The following is a 17612-nucleotide window of genomic DNA, read 5'->3' as shown; positions in this document are numbered from 1 at the left end:
TAAACTTCACCTTCCTATAGCATAAATGGTATCATTGTGTTTATAATGGAAGGTATGGATTTAAGACCCAACGACAATGATTTTTAAGATAGCAGTGGTTTGATCACTGTAGAGAAATGAATTAGTGAATAATATATAGGGTGAAAGGAAGTGCCAATGATGATGAAGTTAAAAGATTATTCAAAAGAGCAAATTAGTGAAGTGTCCATGATTGAAGTGGCATTTGCATTGCTATTTGAACAGAAAAAGCCGGCGGAGTATCATACGTTGCTCAAGCGTGTTGGTGAAGTGAAGGGGTTACCCGATGAATTTTTGACACAACGAATTTCCCATCTATACACAGAAATGTCTGTTGATGGTCGTTTTGTTAACCTTGGAGACAATAGTTGGGGGCTTCGTTCATGGTATCCATTCGATCAAACGGAAGAGGAGCTTTCGCAGGCAGCTACGAAAGTACGTAAACAGAGAGCGAAGGATAAAGAAGACGAAGGTAAGTTTGATGAGGATCCAGAAGATTACGATGAGTTCGAAGATTTGGAAGATGAGTTAGACGATCTTGCTAATGAAGAAGATACAGATTTTGCAGATCTTGATACGGAAGAATTTCCTACTGATGTCGTCGATAAATCGGATGATGATGACGAAGAAGAGGACAAGTAACAAAATTGAAGCTTGACTTTTCAGTGAGATCTCGCTAAAATCATTTTTGGGCTTCACAAAACTTTTTATTAAAAAAACGTCAAAATAGATAGAGAAATTTCGAATTCGGAAGATTCTCTCACTAAAACAAAAGCGCCCCCTCTGTACACTTTTAGGAGAGGGGTCTTTTGTTTTTTATACTTTATAGGAGTTTTGCTTCTGCGAAAACGGTAGAAGAAATCCAAGTATTCAGTTGATTTATAAGGATTTAAGGATTTTTTTCCTATGCTATCAAACAATAATGGCGACAGATGTAGGGTGGAATCAAATAAATTTGGTTTCCTCATAATAAGTGCGAAATCGTAAACATCTACCCCAAGTATGATTGGTGGAATAAAAAGATTCTGGTAAATGTTGTTGATTTTCGAATGTTACGTCATCATCAGAGAATTTCAACAAGGTTCGATAACAGAGTCAATAAAAAAAGCGAGGGATTGGACTATGTCAACGAAGTATATTTTTGTTACAGGCGGAGTGGTATCGTCATTAGGAAAAGGAATTACAGCCGCATCTCTTGGTCGATTATTGAAAAACCGTGGAATGAAAGTGACGATTCAGAAGTTTGATCCGTACATCAACGTAGACCCTGGAACGATGAGCCCATATCAGCACGGTGAGGTATTTGTCACCGATGATGGTGCAGAAACCGATTTGGATTTAGGGCACTATGAACGATTCATTGACATTAATTTAGGAAAGTATAGTAACGTGACGACGGGAAAAATTTATTCTACTGTTTTGCAAAAGGAACGTCGTGGAGACTATCTAGGTGGAACGGTCCAAGTCATCCCTCATATTACGAATGAAATTAAAGATCGCGTTCTCCGCGCAGCACATGAAGGTAGCCCAGATGTGGTTATTACTGAAATTGGCGGAACCGTCGGAGATATTGAAAGTTTGCCTTTCCTTGAAGCAATTCGCCAAATCAAAGGTGATGTAGGCGCAGAAAATGTTATGTACATACACTGTACGCTAATCCCTTATTTGAAAGCTGCTGGGGAAATGAAATCGAAACCGACACAACACAGTGTGAAAGAATTAAGAAGTTTAGGAATTCAGCCAAATGTGATTGTCGTCCGTACGGAGCGTCCTGTCCCAGAAGAGATGAAAGACAAGATTGCGCTTTTCTGTGATATTGATAAAAATGCTGTGATTGAAATGCAAGATGTGGATACGTTGTACAAAGTACCTCTTGCGCTTCAAGATCAAAAATTAGATGCGTTTGTTTGCAATTACCTAAATCTTAATTGTAAAGAAGCGGACATGACAGAGTGGATCGGTCTCGTCGACAAAGTGACGAACTTATCAAAAAAAGTACGCATCGCATTGGTAGGGAAATATGTTGCACTTCCTGATGCCTATTTATCAGTTGCTGAAGCGTTGAAACATGCAGGATTTATGTTTGATGCGGATGTTGAAATTGAATGGGTCAATTCAGAAGAAGTCACAAATGAAAACATGGCTGAGAAATTGTCGAATGTTGATGGCATCTTAGTTCCTGGTGGCTTCGGTGATCGTGGAGTTGAAGGGAAAATAAAGGCGATTGAATATGCGCGTTTGAACAATGTTCCATTCTTTGGAATTTGTCTCGGTATGCAGTTAGCTTCTGTGGAATTCGCACGCAATGTTCTTGGCTTTGAAGATGCAAATTCTGCTGAGTTGAATCCAGAAACTAGCCACGCAGTTATTGATTTGTTACCGGAACAGAAAGACGTCGAAGATTATGGTGGCACACTTCGCCTTGGTCTATATCCTTGTAGGCTTGAAGAAAATACGAGAGCTTATGAAGCATATGATGAACAGGTGATTTATGAACGTCACCGTCATCGCTATGAGTTTAATAATCAATATCGTGAAGCAATGGAAGCGAAAGGCTTTATTTTCTCTGGGTTAAGTCCAGATGGACGCCTTGTAGAGATTGTTGAACTAAAAGATCATCCTTACTTCGTGGCGTCACAATTTCACCCAGAGTTTGTATCTCGTCCGACGAGACCACAACCATTATTCAGGGAATTTATCCGCGCGAGTGTAGGGGAAAAATAAAGAGTATGATTTATCCGCCATGGAAGGGACTCCTTGTCCTTTCTATGGCGGTTTTTTTTGGTTGGGGGGGAGGCGGAAGTTGCTGTTATTATAGTTTGTGCCCTAAGCAAGCTGGATTCAGGAAAGAAGGGTCACAAGAGGAAGTGTCTTGAGCCCTAAGCGAGCGGAATCTGGAAAAGAAGGGTCACAATCGGTAGCGGCATGTGCCCCAAGCAAGCCGAATTTGGAAAAGAAGTGTCACAAGAGGAAGCGTCTTGAGCCCTAAGCGAGCGGAATTCAGGAAAGAAGTGTCACAAGCGGAAGCGTCTTGAGCCCTAAGCGAGCGGAATCTGGAAAAGAAGGGTCACAAGAGGTAGCAGCATGTGCCCCAAGCAAGCGAAATTCAGGAAAGAAGTGTCACAAGAGGAAGCGTCTTGAGCCCTAAGCGAGCGGAATTCAGGAAAGAAGTGTCACAAGAGGAAGCGTCTTGAGCCCTAAGCGAGCGGAATCTGGAAAAGAAGGGTCACAAGAGGTAGCAGCATGTGCCCCAAGCAAGCGGAATCTGGAAAAGAAGTGTCACAAGAGGCAGCAGCTTGAGCCCCATGCGAACTGGATCCAGGAAAAAAGGGTCACAAGCCAAGAGTTGCCGCACCACCAATCCTTCCAATCAAAAAAGACCGGACTTAAACTCAAGTCCGGTCGTTACTTCAATCTAACTCATCGTGTTCCTCCAATATTTCCATTACCGAAAAATACAACTGATAGTAAAGCTGAAGCGCGACCAACAGATGAGGTCTGCCTATTTTCTGACCTGATTCCATTGGAACAAGACCATGAACGACGCCAGTACAAAAAGAAAAATCGACTTTTTCAAACAAATTAAATTCTTTCACCGATTCCTTGTTTGAATAAATGGCAATTACATTAGCTCCTACTTCGCTAGCTCTCTCTATTAGCGAACTGATTACCGCTCCCGAAAGATTCCTAGTGGCGACAATAAATGTATCCATTTTTGAAAATGTCGTCTCCTCGTCAGCGCGAAGACTTCCTTTCCATTTGTCTTCTCCGACACAAGCTTGTGATACGACGCCTTTCAGTTCATGTTCTCCGTACCAAAAAATCTTTCCATCACTTATAATACTTTGTGCAATTACTCGAGCAGCATCCTCTAAATCTTCTTCATATTGCGCAAGTTTATCGACTAACCCCTGTGTTTGAGTAGTAAAAATTTTCATACTAATTTGGTCCTTTCTCGTTACAGATTGATAAGATAAATTTATAATTGTGTCATTAGTATAATGAGAAACATAAACTTTCACAGAAAGCGAGGTTGCAGAAAGCGAGGTTGCTCGTTTCAGCACCCCTCTCTCTATGCAGATCGATTTATAATTAAAGATAAGGGATGGTATGATTATAATTTAATTTTACCAGTCAACAAAATGAAAAGCACGAAAGTTAGTGTCCAAGAGAGATATAACAATTCGACAAGATTTCCGTTCGTTAAAAAGCACAAACCTAGTAATCTCATTGCTTTGTAGCGAATGTTTCTATATAATTATAACAATAGTCATAGTGATAAAGAAATAAATTCTGGAAAAGTAAAAAGATGCTAGTTCATCCCACAAAAGTATGAAGGATTTTTTTGCTTGCGCAACGAAATAAAATAAAGAGAATAAGAGAAAATTAATAAAGTTTGTTAATGATTTTGGTTTCTAGTGCGGATATCACTATAAAGATAAAGTGAATTGAGGGAGGGTCTACTATGAGTGAGAAATTGTTAATAGTTGATGACCAATTTGGGATAAGGGTGCTTTTAAAAGAAGTTTTTGAGAAAGATGGGTACGAAACATTTGATGCAGCTAACGGAAATCAGGCGCTGTCAATTATTAAAGAGGAAGAGCCGGACCTCGTTCTGTTGGATATGAAAATCCCTGGAATGGATGGATTAGAGATTTTAAAAGAAATTCGAAAAAGAGAAATGAAAGTTAATGTCATTATGATGACAGCATATGGTGAATTAGAAATGATTAATGAAGCGAAAAAACTAGGAGCATTAGCGCATTTTGCAAAACCATTTGACATTGATGATGTCCGAAATAGAATTAGTGAATTTTTCAAAACTATTAAATAATTTTTACTTGTACATGAATTTTTCATATTCTATTCGTGAAAAATACAAGCTATGTGCTATAATAGCTTTGTAAGTCTGCCTATTAGGTGAGTTGTATTCCATGATATTTCGTGGCTTTTTACATAAAACGTCCGAAATGTACAAATGATCGGATCAAGGAGTCGTCAACGGGCTCCAGTTAATCCTGTTATTTGTATGTTTGTTTTGTGAAATTCATCTACAGACACAGACAGACTAATACGCACGAGAATTCAAAGGAGGAAACAAAGAATGCCTTTAGTATCAATGAAAGAAATGCTTGAAACAGCAAAAGCAAACTCGTATGCAGTTGGACAATTTAACGTAAACAACTTGGAGTTTACACAAGCTATTTTACAAGCAGCAGAAGAAGAGCAATCTCCAGTAATTTTAGGTGTTTCAGAAGGAGCAGCGCGTTACATGGGTGGATTCCACACAGTTGTAGCGATCACTGAATCTTTGATGGCAGAGTATGAAACAACAGTTCCTGTGGCAATTCATTTAGACCACGGTTCAAGCTTTGAGAAGTGTGTTGAAGCGATGTACGCAGGTTTCACTTCTGTTATGATCGATGGATCTCACTTAGTACTCGATGAGAACATTGCATTAACAAAAAGAGTTGTTGAAGTAGCTCACACGCTAGGAATTTCTGTAGAAGCTGAACTTGGCCGAATTGGTGGACAAGAAGATGATCTCATCGTTGATGATGCAGAAGCAGCATATGCTATTCCTTCAGAGTGTGACCGCTTAATCCGTGAAACAAACGTTGACTGTTTCGCACCGGCACTCGGTTCTGTTCACGGTCCTTACAAAGGTGAACCAAACCTTGGCTTTGATCGCATGGAAGAAGTTTCTAACTTAACTGCTGTTCCACTTGTTCTTCATGGTGGTACAGGGATCCCAACTCACGACATCAAAAAAGCGATTTCTTTCGGTTCAGCAAAAATCAATGTAAATACTGAAAACCAAATCACTTCTGTAAAACGTGTTCGTGAAGTATTAAATGAAAATCCAGATATGATCGATCCTCGTAAATATCTTGGACCAGCTCGTGAAACAATTAAAGAAACAGTTATCGGTAAAATGCGTGAGTTCGGTTCTTCAGGGCAAGCGTAAAATCAATAAATACAGGATAGCACCAACAAAGTTGGTGCTATTTTACCACATATAAAGAAAGCGCTATCATGAAAAAATTATAAGATCGGACTGATAAAAGATGAAATTTTTCATTGATACGGCTAATTTGGCTGAAATAAAGGAAGCAAATGCATTAGGAATATTAGCAGGGGTCACGACAAACCCCTCACTTGTTGCAAAAGAGGGAGTAGATTTCCACGAGCGGCTAAAAGAGATTACCAGCTTCGTTTCAGGGTCTGTTAGTGCCGAAGTGATTGCTACAGATGCTGAAGGAATGATTGAAGAAGGAAAAGAACTAGCAGCAATTGCTCCTAATATCACTGTGAAAGTACCGATGACATTAGAAGGTTTAAAGGCTGTTCGGGCGTTCAGCCAGCTTAATATTAAAACCAATGTCACACTCGTTTTTTCTGCAAATCAAGCGCTTCTTGCAGCAAGGGCTGGCGCTTCCTATGTTTCACCATTTCTTGGTAGACTAGATGATATTGGTCATAATGGTTTAGAAGTGATTTCTGCCATTTCTGAAATTTTTATTATTCATGATATTGATACAGAAATTATTGCCGCTTCGATCCGCCATCCACAACATGTGACAGAATCAGCTTTAAGAGGAGCTCACATTGCAACAATTCCCTTGAAAGTGATTGACCAACTTGTGAAACACCCATTAACGGATTCGGGGGTAGAAAAATTTCTTTCTGACTGGAATAATGCGAAAAAATAGGTTATGTTTGATAATTAACGAAAACGAGAATATGATAGAAGAAAAGACACCTTCATTAGGTGTCTTTCGATTTCTAGCAACTGTTTAAAATATTCTCTAAATTTATTTTCTAATTGACCTTTACATCGTGTAAAATAAGAGATAAGAAATTTTATCATGAATTACGAATAATTAATGCAAGACAGAAGGGAAGCTGTTTTATGGAAAAACTATTGATCGAAGGCGGCCATCCATTGGAAGGGACCGTTCAAATCAGTGGCGCAAAGAACAGTGCCGTAGCTCTTATTCCAGCTGCGATACTGGCAGACTCTACAGTAACAATTGATAATTTACCGGACATATCTGACGTGGAGACACTTGCTTATTTACTCGAAGAGATCGGCGGAAGCACAGAACTTTCTGATGACACACTTGTCATCCACCCTGAAAATATGTTCTCCATGCCACTTCCGAATGGACGAGTAAAAAAATTAAGAGCCTCCTATTATATGATGGGCGCAATGTTAGGGAAATTTAAAAAAGCAGCTATTGGGCTCCCCGGGGGATGTAACCTTGGACCTCGGCCGATTGATCAGCATATTAAAGGATTCGAAGCATTAGGAGCGAAAGTCACGAATGAACAGGGCGCAATTTATCTTCAAGCAGATGAATTAGTTGGAGCTCGGATTTATCTCGATGTCGTTAGTGTAGGTGCAACAATTAATATTATGCTAGCAGCTGTGAAAGCGAAAGGTCAAACAGTCATTGAAAACGCCGCAAAAGAACCAGAAATTATTGATGTGGCTACACTATTAACAAGCATGGGTGCCAATATCAAAGGTGCTGGAACAAATGTCATACGAATTGATGGTGTGGATAAACTGAATGGTTGTCGCCACTCCATTATCCCGGATCGTATTGAAGCAGGTACGTATATGATTATTGCCGCCGCTATGGGCAAAGGCGTTACAGTCGACAACGTCATTCCGCTCCATTTAGAATCGGTGAGCTCTAAACTCCGTGAAATGGGAGTACATGTAGAGGCGAGAGATGATTCTATTTATATAGAAAGCCACTCAGTTCTCTCACCAGTAGATGTGAAAACCCTCGTTTATCCTGGTTTTGCCACCGATTTGCAGCAACCATTTACGAGCTTACTAACGAAATCGGATGGTTCTAGTATTGTTACGGACACGATTTACTCAGCAAGGTTTAAGCATATTGATGAGTTAAGGCGTATGGGAGCAAGCATTAAAGTAGAAGGTCGCTCAGCCCTCGTTAATGGAGGAACTCGCCTGCAAGGCGCCAAAGTGAGAGCAAGTGACTTACGGGCAGGAGCAGCCCTCGTCGTTGCTGGATTGATGGCAGAGGGTGTAACCGAAATTACTGGCGTGACCCACATTGATCGAGGATATGCCTTTCTTGAGGAAAAACTAAAAGGGCTCGGAGCTAATATTTGGCGTGAACCGCTGAATGCGGAAGAGTTAGAAGAAGTGAAAAGCTCTTAATCGGCTTAACATGGCAAAAAACTATTGTTACGATTTATTTTTGGTGAAATAGTCATTCTAGTATCTGCCTCTCATTTATGAATTCGTTGCAGGACTGAACATACGTCATCACGAACTGGTATTTAAGTGGACAAGGTTTATTTGTCGCATCCAATGCCGTTGGAAACTTATATTTAATCCTTCACTGAGGGGGTGATCCCCCTCAGTTCCCTATTAAACATGACTTGTTTTCAGAAGAGAAGTATGCTTAGATAAGGAGTGGACGAAGCTAGATAACAAACTCTCGCTTGCCCATCTATTTAATAATGAATGGCAAAAATTTAACATTCATACCTCACGATCCTTCTTCATTAGCTACTGGTTACTTCAAATAAATTCACCCGGAAAAAGAGCAGTTAACCTTAATGACTAATTTTAGTGATCGTTTATACGATGTTAAGTAAATAGAATGAAAGTAATAAAGAAAAGGTGTGATGAAACGCATGAGCGTGACTTTAAAACAAATGGAGCACTTGAAACTGAAGGAATTATACGAACTGGCAAAGGAACACAAAGTTCAATACTACAGTCAATTATCAAAAAAAGAATTGATTTTTGCGATATTCAAAAAACAAGCAGAAAATGAAGATTTGATGTTTATGGAAGGGATATTGGAAATCATTACAGCAGAAGGATTTGGTTTCTTACGGTCAAACACATACAAACCAAGTTCGCAAGATATTTATATTTCCGCCTCGCAAATTCGCCGTTTCCAACTAAGAAATGGGGATACCGTTTCAGGTAAAGTGCGGAAACCAAAAGAAAATGAACGTTACTACGGACTACTTCAAGTAGCAGCAGTCAATGGTGAAGACCCCGAGAAGGCGAAAGAAAGACCTCATTTCCCTCAGCTCACTCCGTTATACCCGGAGGTTAAGCTAACACTAGAACATCAGCCGGACATGATAGCTTCTCGAGTATTGGACATGATTTCTCCTGTAGGATTTGGTCAACGTGGACTGATCGTTGCACCACCTAAAGCCGGAAAGACTTTATTATTAAAAGAAGTAGCAAATAGTATTGCGAAAAACCACCCTGATGTCGAACTTATGGTGTTATTGATCGATGAACGACCTGAAGAAGTAACAGATATGGAACGTTCGATTAAAGGCGAAGTCGTTAGCTCTACGTTCGACGAAGTCCCAGAAAATCATATCAAAGTCGCAGAGTTAGTTCTCGAGCGCGCAATGCGCCAGGTAGAATCAAAGAAGGACGTCGTCATCTTGATGGATAGTCTTACCCGTCTAGCACGAGCTTATAACCTCGTTGTTCCACCAAGTGGACGAACGCTTTCCGGAGGGATTGATCCCGCTAGTTTCCATCGTCCAAAACGTTTCTTTGGTGCAGCAAGAAACATTGAAGAAGGCGGTAGCTTAACGATTCTAGCTACAACTCTAGTAGAAACAGGATCGCGCATGGATGATGTGATCTATGAAGAATTCAAAGGAACCGGCAACATGGAATTACACCTCGATCGTAAATTGGCAGAACGAAGAATTTATCCAGCGATTGACATACGCCGTTCAAGCACTCGTAAAGAGGAGCTCTTATTACCGAAAGATCAAATTGAGAATCTATGGGCGATTCGAAAAACGATGAATGACCAACCAGATTTCTTAGATCGCTTCTTGAAAAAAGTTCGCAATACCGAAACGAACGAAGAATTTTTCAAAGCTCTCGAGCAGGAAAAATCAGGTAAGCCTAGTCGCAAATAGAACCGGAATCTCCCTCACTATGGATAGGCGGATTTTGTTTACGCGTTAAAGAATGACGAAGTTTTTTTCATAGCGCCTATTGCATTTAAGGCAATCTGTTGTTATAATTTCGTCATGTGTGAAAAAGGTCTAATATAGACTGGAATCGTAACTCTGTTTCGAAAGATTCAGGGCGGAAGGAGATGAAAAGCATGAAACAAGGAATTCACCCAGAATATCGTCAAGTTGTCTACAAGGATACAAGTACAGGCTTTATGTTCTTGACAGGATCAACTCGTTACTCAAAAGAAACAGTTGAGTGGGAAGATGGTAACACATACCCATTACTCACTGTTGAAGTAAGTTCTGATTCCCACCCATTCTACACAGGTAAGCAAAAGTTTGCCGATGCAGGTGGACGTGTGGACAAGTTCAGAAAGAAATACGGTATGTAATTACCAACGACATAATCAAAACAGGCAAGGATTGCCCTTGTCTGTTTTTTTATGATTAATTTAGAATATTAGCCTAAAAGGCACGCATGAAAAATCAGGGATTTCATCAGAGGCGAGATCCAGAAATGTTTCTCATAATCAAGTGAAACACCGAAAGATTTTAAAAAAAGTAATTCGTCCTAATTCTTAAAAATCCATTGTTTTGTGGAACAATCCACGACTATAATAGAGGAGTCACCTTTCAACATATTGTGGCATTTAATGTGAGGATTATTGTAAATACTTAGAAATTGGTTTTATATAAATCATTGTGAAATAAAAATCAAGCAAAGTTTTAAAAGAACGGGAGCGGTATCATGCATTTAACAAGAAGAGAAGGCTGGCTAGAAATGGTTTGTGGAAGTATGTTTTCTGGAAAGTCAGAAGAACTGATTCGTCGTGTGCGCAGAGCTAGTTTTGGCCGCCAAAAAATTCAAGTTTTTAAACCGATTATGGATAATCGCTACAGTGAAAAAGAAGTCGTTTCACATAATGGAACGAAGGTTTATGCGATACCGGTCCAACAAGCAACCGATATTCTTGATCACCTTGAAAAAGATACACAAGTTATTGCGATTGATGAAGTGCAATTTTTTGACGACAAAATAATTGGGATTGTTCAATATTTAGCTGATGAGGGCAGTCGCGTTATTGTTGCTGGTCTTGACCAAGATTTCCGTGGAGAACCATTCGGTTGTGTGCCGGCACTCATGTCTCTCGCAGAAACGGTGACAAAACTTCAAGCGATTTGTTTATCATGCGGATCTCCTGCAAGCAGAACGCAGCGTCTCATTGATGGGAAACCTGCATCTTTCGACGAACCGATTATCCTCGTTGGTGCATCCGAGTCTTATGAACCACGTTGTCGCCATTGTCACGAGGTTCCAGGAAGCCCAGTTCTCGACGACATCAAAGAGCAGACAATCACGACGAGTAACTAATTGAGTTGGTTCTCGTGACGGAACAGGTAACGAGCAATGATTAAAAGACTAATAGTCATTTTTAATTAACCGTAATTTCAACCCCCTCGCATTTGCGAGGGGGTTTTGTTTTTGTATGAAGTAAGAAGTTGTGGAGAGGACGAACTAGTGCGATCTAGAAGCGTGTGTTGGGAAGGTAACAAGGAGAGGAGTCTTGTGGCCTAAAGCAAGCGAAATCAGGAAAATAGGGTCAAGACAAGACGACATAACATGTGCCTCTATCCGAAAAAGATGGAACAAGTCGAAAAAACCACCTCCGAACTAGCGACATCCCCTACAAGTCGACCCCCCCCAACTAAAACGAACAATTTATATCCATTTGTTTGTATGGATTGGCACTCTTACGGAAAATATGTAATGTAAGAGGTGATTAAAAATGAAAACAAAAAATATCATGATTATTTTGATGATAGGACTCTTATTCACAAGTGCAGCAGCATGCAATCGACCGAACCCTCCAGAAGCGGAGCTAAATAACCAAGCCGAGTCGTATACTTCTCCACATGCGCAAGGTTATATTCAAGTCCATCCACATCCTCACGGTGGTGAGAACGTTACAAAGAGCCTATTCGAAACAGAGGCAGTGAGTTACGAACCAACAGATCAACAAGCTCAATCCTACGATAAGGCGATTGAAACGATTGACGAGATAGGAGCCGAAACAGGTTATAGCCCACTAAACGAGCAAAGCGATGCAGAGGTTGAAGAGGAACAACGTCAACTAATAGAAAATGTGATTCGTGACATGGATGAAGTGACGCCGATCTCGGTTACCATCATTGATGGACGAGCTTGGGTGAATGTATCATATGAAAGATCTCTAACACCTGAAGAAGAAGAGGAGAAAAAAGCTTTCATTTTAAGTGAATTAGACAGAAAAAACCCTGAGTACGAATATGAAGTAAAAATATACGGTCAAACAGAAGACAATTTTTAAAGAGGTTGATGACCGAACCAACGACACTTGCCGAATAACTGTATTGCCGCCCATCTGATTAGCTGATTTTTTTCCAATAATCTACGCATATAAACTCTATATTGTTTTGCATGAAAAAATCTCCTACGGAAAACCTATAACGTAAGAGGTGATTAAAATGAAAGCAAAACAAATGATGATTTGTTTAACGATAATAGCTTGTTTTTTAGGCGCGTGCAATAACCAGAATCCCCCTGAAGAAGACGAGAATGTTCAAGGTCAAGCAGACGGGCAATTCCAAGAAATCGACCCGGAACAGACGGCACCAAAAAAAGATTGGATGAAAAGTTTGTTTGGCCCAGGGCCAGCTAATTACGGATTTATCGGTCATAGATCCGACCCCTATGATCCAGAAATTGAATCAAATGTAACTGGAAAAAGCTTTCGCTCACTTAATGCCCCTAGACAGACAGACGGTGATGATCAAAACCTGATTGAGGCAACTATTTTAGACTTGCCTGGGTATACTCCTAACTATGTCATTCTGGTTGGTGGGCATGCATGGGTAAATGTGACAGCTGAAACGGGTTTGAACCAAGAACAACTAGAGCAACAAATAGCTTATATCAAACGGGAATTGACGAAAGCGAATCCTCGCTACGAGTACGAAGTGACTGTTAATGGAGCGACAACAGGGAAGGAAGAACCGACTTTTTAAAAGGTAGCCAAACGAAGTGGGATTGCAATGCGTCGATACCGTTTACAGTATGGAAAAACGCCCTTATGGGAAACCTGTAACATAAGAGGTGATCTCAATAAAAACGCAAAAACTCATGATCAGTTTATCGATAGTGTTGTTTTTAATAACGGCTTGCAATAATCCGAAGCTACCTGAAGAAAATGAAAACGTCCGAGGTCAAGCAGCTCAGTACCAAAATCAGCTCCGTCAAGGTATGGCGAAAACCGATGAGTGGATGGAAAATATATTTGAAGATGGCTTAACTAACTATACTGGAGAAGGGTTTCCCTCTGTACATGTCCCAGAAGAAAACGCGGGTGACTATCAACTCGTTATTGAAAATATCATTTACGACATACCGGGAGTCACTCCGGGACAAGTAATTGTTGTAGGGGAACGAGCATGGGTAAATGTATCATTTGAAAGAGAACTGACGGAACCAGAAGCAGCGGAACAAATAGCTAATATTAAGGAACAATTAAATCAGGCAATCCCTAACTTGCACTACGAAGTCATCATTAACGAATTCATCTAACCCAAAAACCCTAGCCCTAGGCTCAAACAACCCGAAAGGCAGCAACTATTTACCAAGTAGTCGCTGCCTTTCTCACATATTATCGGGACAAGTTAACTTGCGCGACTAAAACCTAGATTCTCCGAGCGCCTTGTTGCAACGGATCCCACACAGAATTAAAAGGTGGAGCATAACTAATATCCAAATTTTCCATATCCTCTGTCGTCATCTGATGATAAAGAGCCGTCGCAGCAACGTCAATTCGCTTATCAACCCCCGTTTTGCCAACAGCTTGTACCCCCAACAAACGATCGGATACCTTATCTTTGATCATCCGAATATACATTACATCAGCTCCAGGATAATACCCCGCGAAAGGAGCCGTCTCGTAACCAATCACCTCATAGTCAAGCCTTAAATCCTCCGCTTCTTTCACACTTAAACCCGTCTTGCCAATCGTCAAATCAAAGAACTTCACAATCGACGTACCAACCATCCCTTTGAACGTTTTCGATCCACCAGAAATATTCACACCAGCCACACGTCCTTGCTTGTTCGCATGAGTTCCCAACGGTATGTAATCCGCATGTTCCTTGATCCGATGATATTGCGTAGCACAATCACCAGCAGCATAAATATGTTTCACATTCGTTTCCATAAAGGGATTCACAAGAATCGCGCCAGATTCGTGCAAATGAATACCCGATTTTTCCACAAACGCACTATTTGGTTCGACACCAACCGCAACGACGACCATATCCGCTTCATACTCGCCTTTATCAGTCCGCACAACCTCCACACGAGAATCGCCCTCAAACGACCTGACAGACTCTCCTAGCACGAGCTCAATCCCATTAGCAATTGCCTCATCTTGAATATACTCACTCACCTCAGCATCATATACAAGCCCGAGACGATCAGCTAAATCGATGATTCTTACCTTCTTTCCCTGCATAGCTAAGTTTTCCGCCACCTCAAGTCCAATATAACCACCACCAACGACAGTCACGTTAAGGACATCCTCTTTCATATCAGCGACAATTCTCTCCGCATCTGGAATCGTCTTTAGCACATGAATCCCAGCTAAATCTCTCCCCTCAAACGGCGGCATCACAGGCGAAGCACCAGAAGCAATCAACAACTTATCATACTTCACAGAAAACGTATCATCCGAACCATCAAGCACTCTCCCCCTTACAACACGATTTTCCGCATCGAGTTCTTCAACCTTATGATAAATCCGCGCATCTATCCCGAATTTTTCCTCGAAGACCCCCCGCTCACGTGCAATCAATGAATCACTGTCACGAACAATCCCACCAATATAATAAGGCAACCCGCACTGCGCATACGAATATACCGCCCCCATCTCAAGCACCGTCACATTCCAATCAGGCTCAGCACGCACCACCTGCATCGCCGCACTCATCCCAGCCGCATCGCCACCGATAATTACCACATTCATCCTAATTCCTCCTCTTCGAAAAATCGAGTCTAGTGTATTAATAAAACAATCGCAAAATCGCTCTCTAAATACGTCTACTACAAGTATTCCACTATTATGCTGATTAAAAACATATACGATTTAGGGTATAAGATAAAATCAGGTAAATCCAATCGAAAAGAATAACAGATTGATTTTAACGAACTTAGGTCCTATACTATAGAAAGACTGAAATAGTCATTAAAATGAGGTGAAGAATGTGTTTGACCGCCTACAATCTGTAGAAGATCGATATGATAAACTGAATGAACTGCTTTCAGACCCAACAGTTACAAGCGATACAAACAAACTCCGCGAGTATTCAAAAGAACAATCAGATATTCAAGAAACAGTGGAAGTGTATCGCCAGTACAAAGACGTAAAAAGCCAAATCGCCGAAGCAAAAGAGATGTTTAACGACAATCTTGACGATGAAATGCGCGAAATGGTGAAGATGGAATTAGAAGAATTGGAAGACCAAATCCCGCAAATAGAAGATAAACTACACTTTCTTTTATTACCAAAGGATCCAAACGACGACAAAAATGTTATCGTTGAAGTTCGTGGAGCCGCAGGGGGAGATGAAGCTGCATTATTTGCCGGTGACCTGTTCCGCATGTATTCCCGCTACGCTGAAATTCGCGGCTGGAAAATGGAAGTCATCGAATCGAACGAAACAGGCATTGGTGGCTTTAAAGAAGTTATCTTCATGATCAACGGCAAAGGCGCCTACTCACGCATGAAATACGAAAATGGCGCTCACCGCGTACAACGTGTGCCGACCACCGAATCAGGTGGACGTATTCATACGTCTACAGCAACCGTCGCCGTCTTACCTGAAGCCGAAGAATTTCAAGTTGACGTCCACGAGAAAGACATCCGCGTTGACACATTTACATCGAGCGGACCAGGCGGACAAAGCGTTAACACAACGATGTCAGCCGTGCGATTAACTCACTTGCCAACCGGAACCGTCGTACAGTGCCAAGACGAGAAATCGCAAATCAAAAATAAAGAAAAAGCGATGAAAGTTTTACGAGCAAGAATTTACGACAAACTGCAAAAAGAAGCACAAGCCGAAATTGACGAGGACAGAAAATCAGCGATCGGAACAGGCGACCGCTCCGAGCGAATTCGCACATACAACTTTCCACAAAGTCGCGTAACTGATCACCGAATCGGTCTGACACTTCAGAAACTCGACACGATTCTCGAAGGCAAAATCGACGAAATCATCGAAGCGCTTATCGTAGAAGAACAATCATCACTCATGGAAAACCTGGACACATAATGATGAGTCCAAACGAAACAACCAAAGTATACGAAGCCCTTAACTGGGCTTCGTCTTTTTTAGAAGCCAACCAATACGAACGACAAATCGGCGATCGACTCCTGCAGCACCATACAGGCTGGACACGCACACAACTGCTCACCGAACTACAAACCGAGCTCACAAGCACCGTTCACTCCCAATTCGTTCGCGACGTAGAACTCGCAGCAACCGGCATTCCCGTCCAACACATTACAGGCAACGAAACCTTTTACGGACGCGAATATGCCGTCAACCAACACGTCCTCATCCCGAGACCCGAAACCGAAGAACTCATCGAAGCAGTCTTAGCCGCAATCGATGACCTTTTCGCAGACCTTGCTGGGAAAAATCAAGCGGAACCGCTGCAAATCATCGATGTCGGGACAGGTAGCGGAATCATTGCTATCACGCTAGCATTAGAGCTCGCACACAGTCGCGTTCTCGCATCAGATATAAGCACCGAAGCCCTCGCTGTCGCGAAACGGAATGCAACCAACCTTGCAGTGAACATCACGTTTTGCGAAGGTGACTTATTAACACCGTTTCTCGAATCGAACGAAAAAGCTTCGATTATCGTGTCCAACCCACCCTACATTCCAGAAGGGGATCGGAAAGAGATGAAGTCGAACGTTACTGATCACGAACCAGAGAACGCCCTGTTCGCAGGGGGAGACGGCCTCGATATTTATCGACGCCTCGTCAAGCAAATCCCAAATATCTTATTAACACCAGGCATCGTCGCCTTTGAAATCGGCCACGACCAAGGCGAATCCGTTCGTCAGCTACTCGCAACCGAACTACCAACGAACGCAGACATTCAAATCATTAACGACATCAATAATAACCAACGCATCGTCCTAGCCAAAGTTAAATAATCAACAAAAAGTCAGCTCGCTACTTAGCAGCTGACTTTTTGCGTGCCGAGCACTCGCACCGATATTGAGCGCCCCTCTTAGTTGTAAAAGCAAGGTGGAAGACATTTGATATGTCACTTTGTGGGCGGAGTATGTAAAGGAGGATATATGATATCAAGAGCAACATCCGTAATTCTAATTTGTTTAGTGAATTGAAGTATGGGACAGGCGGATTTGTGGAAGAATTAAAAGATTGGATTGACAAGAATAAACCATAAGTAATGCGTGGGAATAATTGTAAAAAATCATCTATTACTCATGATAAAACCAACATTAGTAGAAGGGAATTTGATATAATAGACGGTAGCA

General features: G+C 41.3%; 16 protein-coding genes. 14 read left to right on the top strand and 2 right to left on the bottom strand.

What is annotated here, in order from left to right; all coding sequences use genetic code 11:
* Positions 1 to 156 precede the first annotated feature (156 nt).
* Together rpoE and ACM26V_RS16335 are read left to right on the top strand one after the other, a co-directional pair.
* Entirely contained in the window at positions 157 to 660 is a 504-nt protein-coding gene (gene rpoE, locus ACM26V_RS16340) for a DNA-directed RNA polymerase subunit delta (RefSeq protein ID WP_416147798.1), read from the top strand.
* 480 nt (positions 661 to 1140) lie between these two features.
* A complete protein-coding gene (locus ACM26V_RS16335; protein ID WP_416147797.1) occupies positions 1141 to 2742 on the top strand; it encodes a CTP synthase in 1602 nt (533 codons plus the stop codon).
* A gap of 686 nt (positions 2743 to 3428) precedes the next feature.
* Here ACM26V_RS16335 and ACM26V_RS16330 read toward each other — a convergent pair.
* Entirely contained in the window at positions 3429 to 3956 is a 528-nt protein-coding gene (locus ACM26V_RS16330) for a DUF2529 family protein (RefSeq protein ID WP_416147796.1), read from the bottom strand.
* A gap of 527 nt (positions 3957 to 4483) precedes the next feature.
* Here ACM26V_RS16330 and ACM26V_RS16325 point away from each other — a divergent pair.
* The 10 genes from ACM26V_RS16325 to ACM26V_RS16280 all read left to right on the top strand — a co-directional run bounded on the left by ACM26V_RS16325 (position 4484) and on the right by ACM26V_RS16280 (position 13615).
* On the top strand, positions 4484 to 4852 hold the full coding sequence (locus ACM26V_RS16325) for a response regulator (protein ID WP_416147795.1): 369 nt from the start codon (positions 4484 to 4486) through the stop codon (positions 4850 to 4852).
* A 270-nt stretch (positions 4853 to 5122) separates the two neighbouring features.
* Positions 5123 to 5986 (top strand): class II fructose-1,6-bisphosphate aldolase, encoded by an 864-nt coding sequence (gene fba / locus ACM26V_RS16320; RefSeq protein ID WP_416147794.1) that lies wholly within the window; start codon positions 5123 to 5125, stop codon positions 5984 to 5986.
* Between the two features lie 100 nt (positions 5987 to 6086).
* A complete protein-coding gene (fsa, locus tag ACM26V_RS16315; RefSeq protein WP_416147793.1) occupies positions 6087 to 6731 on the top strand; it encodes a fructose-6-phosphate aldolase in 645 nt (214 codons plus the stop codon).
* A gap of 200 nt (positions 6732 to 6931) precedes the next feature.
* Positions 6932 to 8218 carry a UDP-N-acetylglucosamine 1-carboxyvinyltransferase gene (locus tag ACM26V_RS16310; protein WP_416147792.1) on the top strand — a complete coding sequence of 429 codons (1287 nt, stop codon included), beginning with the start codon at positions 6932 to 6934 and terminating at the stop codon, positions 8216 to 8218.
* A gap of 482 nt (positions 8219 to 8700) precedes the next feature.
* On the top strand, positions 8701 to 9972 hold the full coding sequence (gene rho / locus ACM26V_RS16305; RefSeq protein ID WP_416147791.1) for a transcription termination factor Rho: 1272 nt from the start codon (positions 8701 to 8703) through the stop codon (positions 9970 to 9972).
* Positions 9973 to 10163: 191 nt separating this feature from the next.
* The gene (locus tag ACM26V_RS16300) at positions 10164 to 10406 is read left to right on the top strand and encodes a type B 50S ribosomal protein L31 (RefSeq protein WP_416147789.1); all 243 of its coding nucleotides are present in this window, start codon (positions 10164 to 10166) and stop codon (positions 10404 to 10406) included.
* A gap of 356 nt (positions 10407 to 10762) precedes the next feature.
* Positions 10763 to 11386 (top strand): thymidine kinase, encoded by a 624-nt coding sequence (locus ACM26V_RS16295; protein WP_416147788.1) that lies wholly within the window; start codon positions 10763 to 10765, stop codon positions 11384 to 11386.
* A gap of 415 nt (positions 11387 to 11801) precedes the next feature.
* On the top strand, positions 11802 to 12362 hold the full coding sequence (locus tag ACM26V_RS16290) for a hypothetical protein (RefSeq protein WP_416147787.1): 561 nt from the start codon (positions 11802 to 11804) through the stop codon (positions 12360 to 12362).
* A gap of 157 nt (positions 12363 to 12519) precedes the next feature.
* The gene (locus tag ACM26V_RS16285) at positions 12520 to 13059 is read left to right on the top strand and encodes a hypothetical protein (RefSeq protein WP_416147785.1); all 540 of its coding nucleotides are present in this window, start codon (positions 12520 to 12522) and stop codon (positions 13057 to 13059) included.
* 115 nt (positions 13060 to 13174) lie between these two features.
* A complete protein-coding gene (locus tag ACM26V_RS16280) occupies positions 13175 to 13615 on the top strand; it encodes a hypothetical protein (protein ID WP_416147784.1) in 441 nt (146 codons plus the stop codon).
* Positions 13616 to 13727: 112 nt separating this feature from the next.
* On the opposite strand, the gene ACM26V_RS16275 is transcribed toward ACM26V_RS16280, so the two are convergent.
* Positions 13728 to 15059 carry an FAD-dependent oxidoreductase gene (locus ACM26V_RS16275; RefSeq protein ID WP_416147783.1) on the bottom strand — a complete coding sequence of 444 codons (1332 nt, stop codon included), beginning with the start codon at positions 15057 to 15059 and terminating at the stop codon, positions 13728 to 13730.
* 238 nt (positions 15060 to 15297) lie between these two features.
* Here ACM26V_RS16275 and prfA point away from each other — a divergent pair, with 238 nt between their 5' ends.
* Positions 15298 to 16368, top strand: a complete 1071-nt coding sequence (gene prfA / locus ACM26V_RS16270) for a peptide chain release factor 1 (RefSeq protein ID WP_416147781.1) — start codon at positions 15298 to 15300, stop codon at positions 16366 to 16368.
* On the top strand, positions 16368 to 17264 hold the full coding sequence (gene prmC, locus ACM26V_RS16265) for a peptide chain release factor N(5)-glutamine methyltransferase (protein ID WP_416147780.1): 897 nt from the start codon (positions 16368 to 16370) through the stop codon (positions 17262 to 17264). Before prfA ends, prmC begins: the two co-directional genes overlap by 1 nt.
* Positions 17265 to 17612 lie beyond the last annotated feature (348 nt).

The organism is Salipaludibacillus sp. HK11, from assembly GCF_047795645.1.
Classification (GTDB): domain Bacteria; phylum Bacillota; class Bacilli; order Bacillales; family Salisediminibacteriaceae; genus Salipaludibacillus.
Note: the sequence above shows the minus strand (reverse complement) of the source record. Positions and strands in the feature narration are given on the sequence as shown.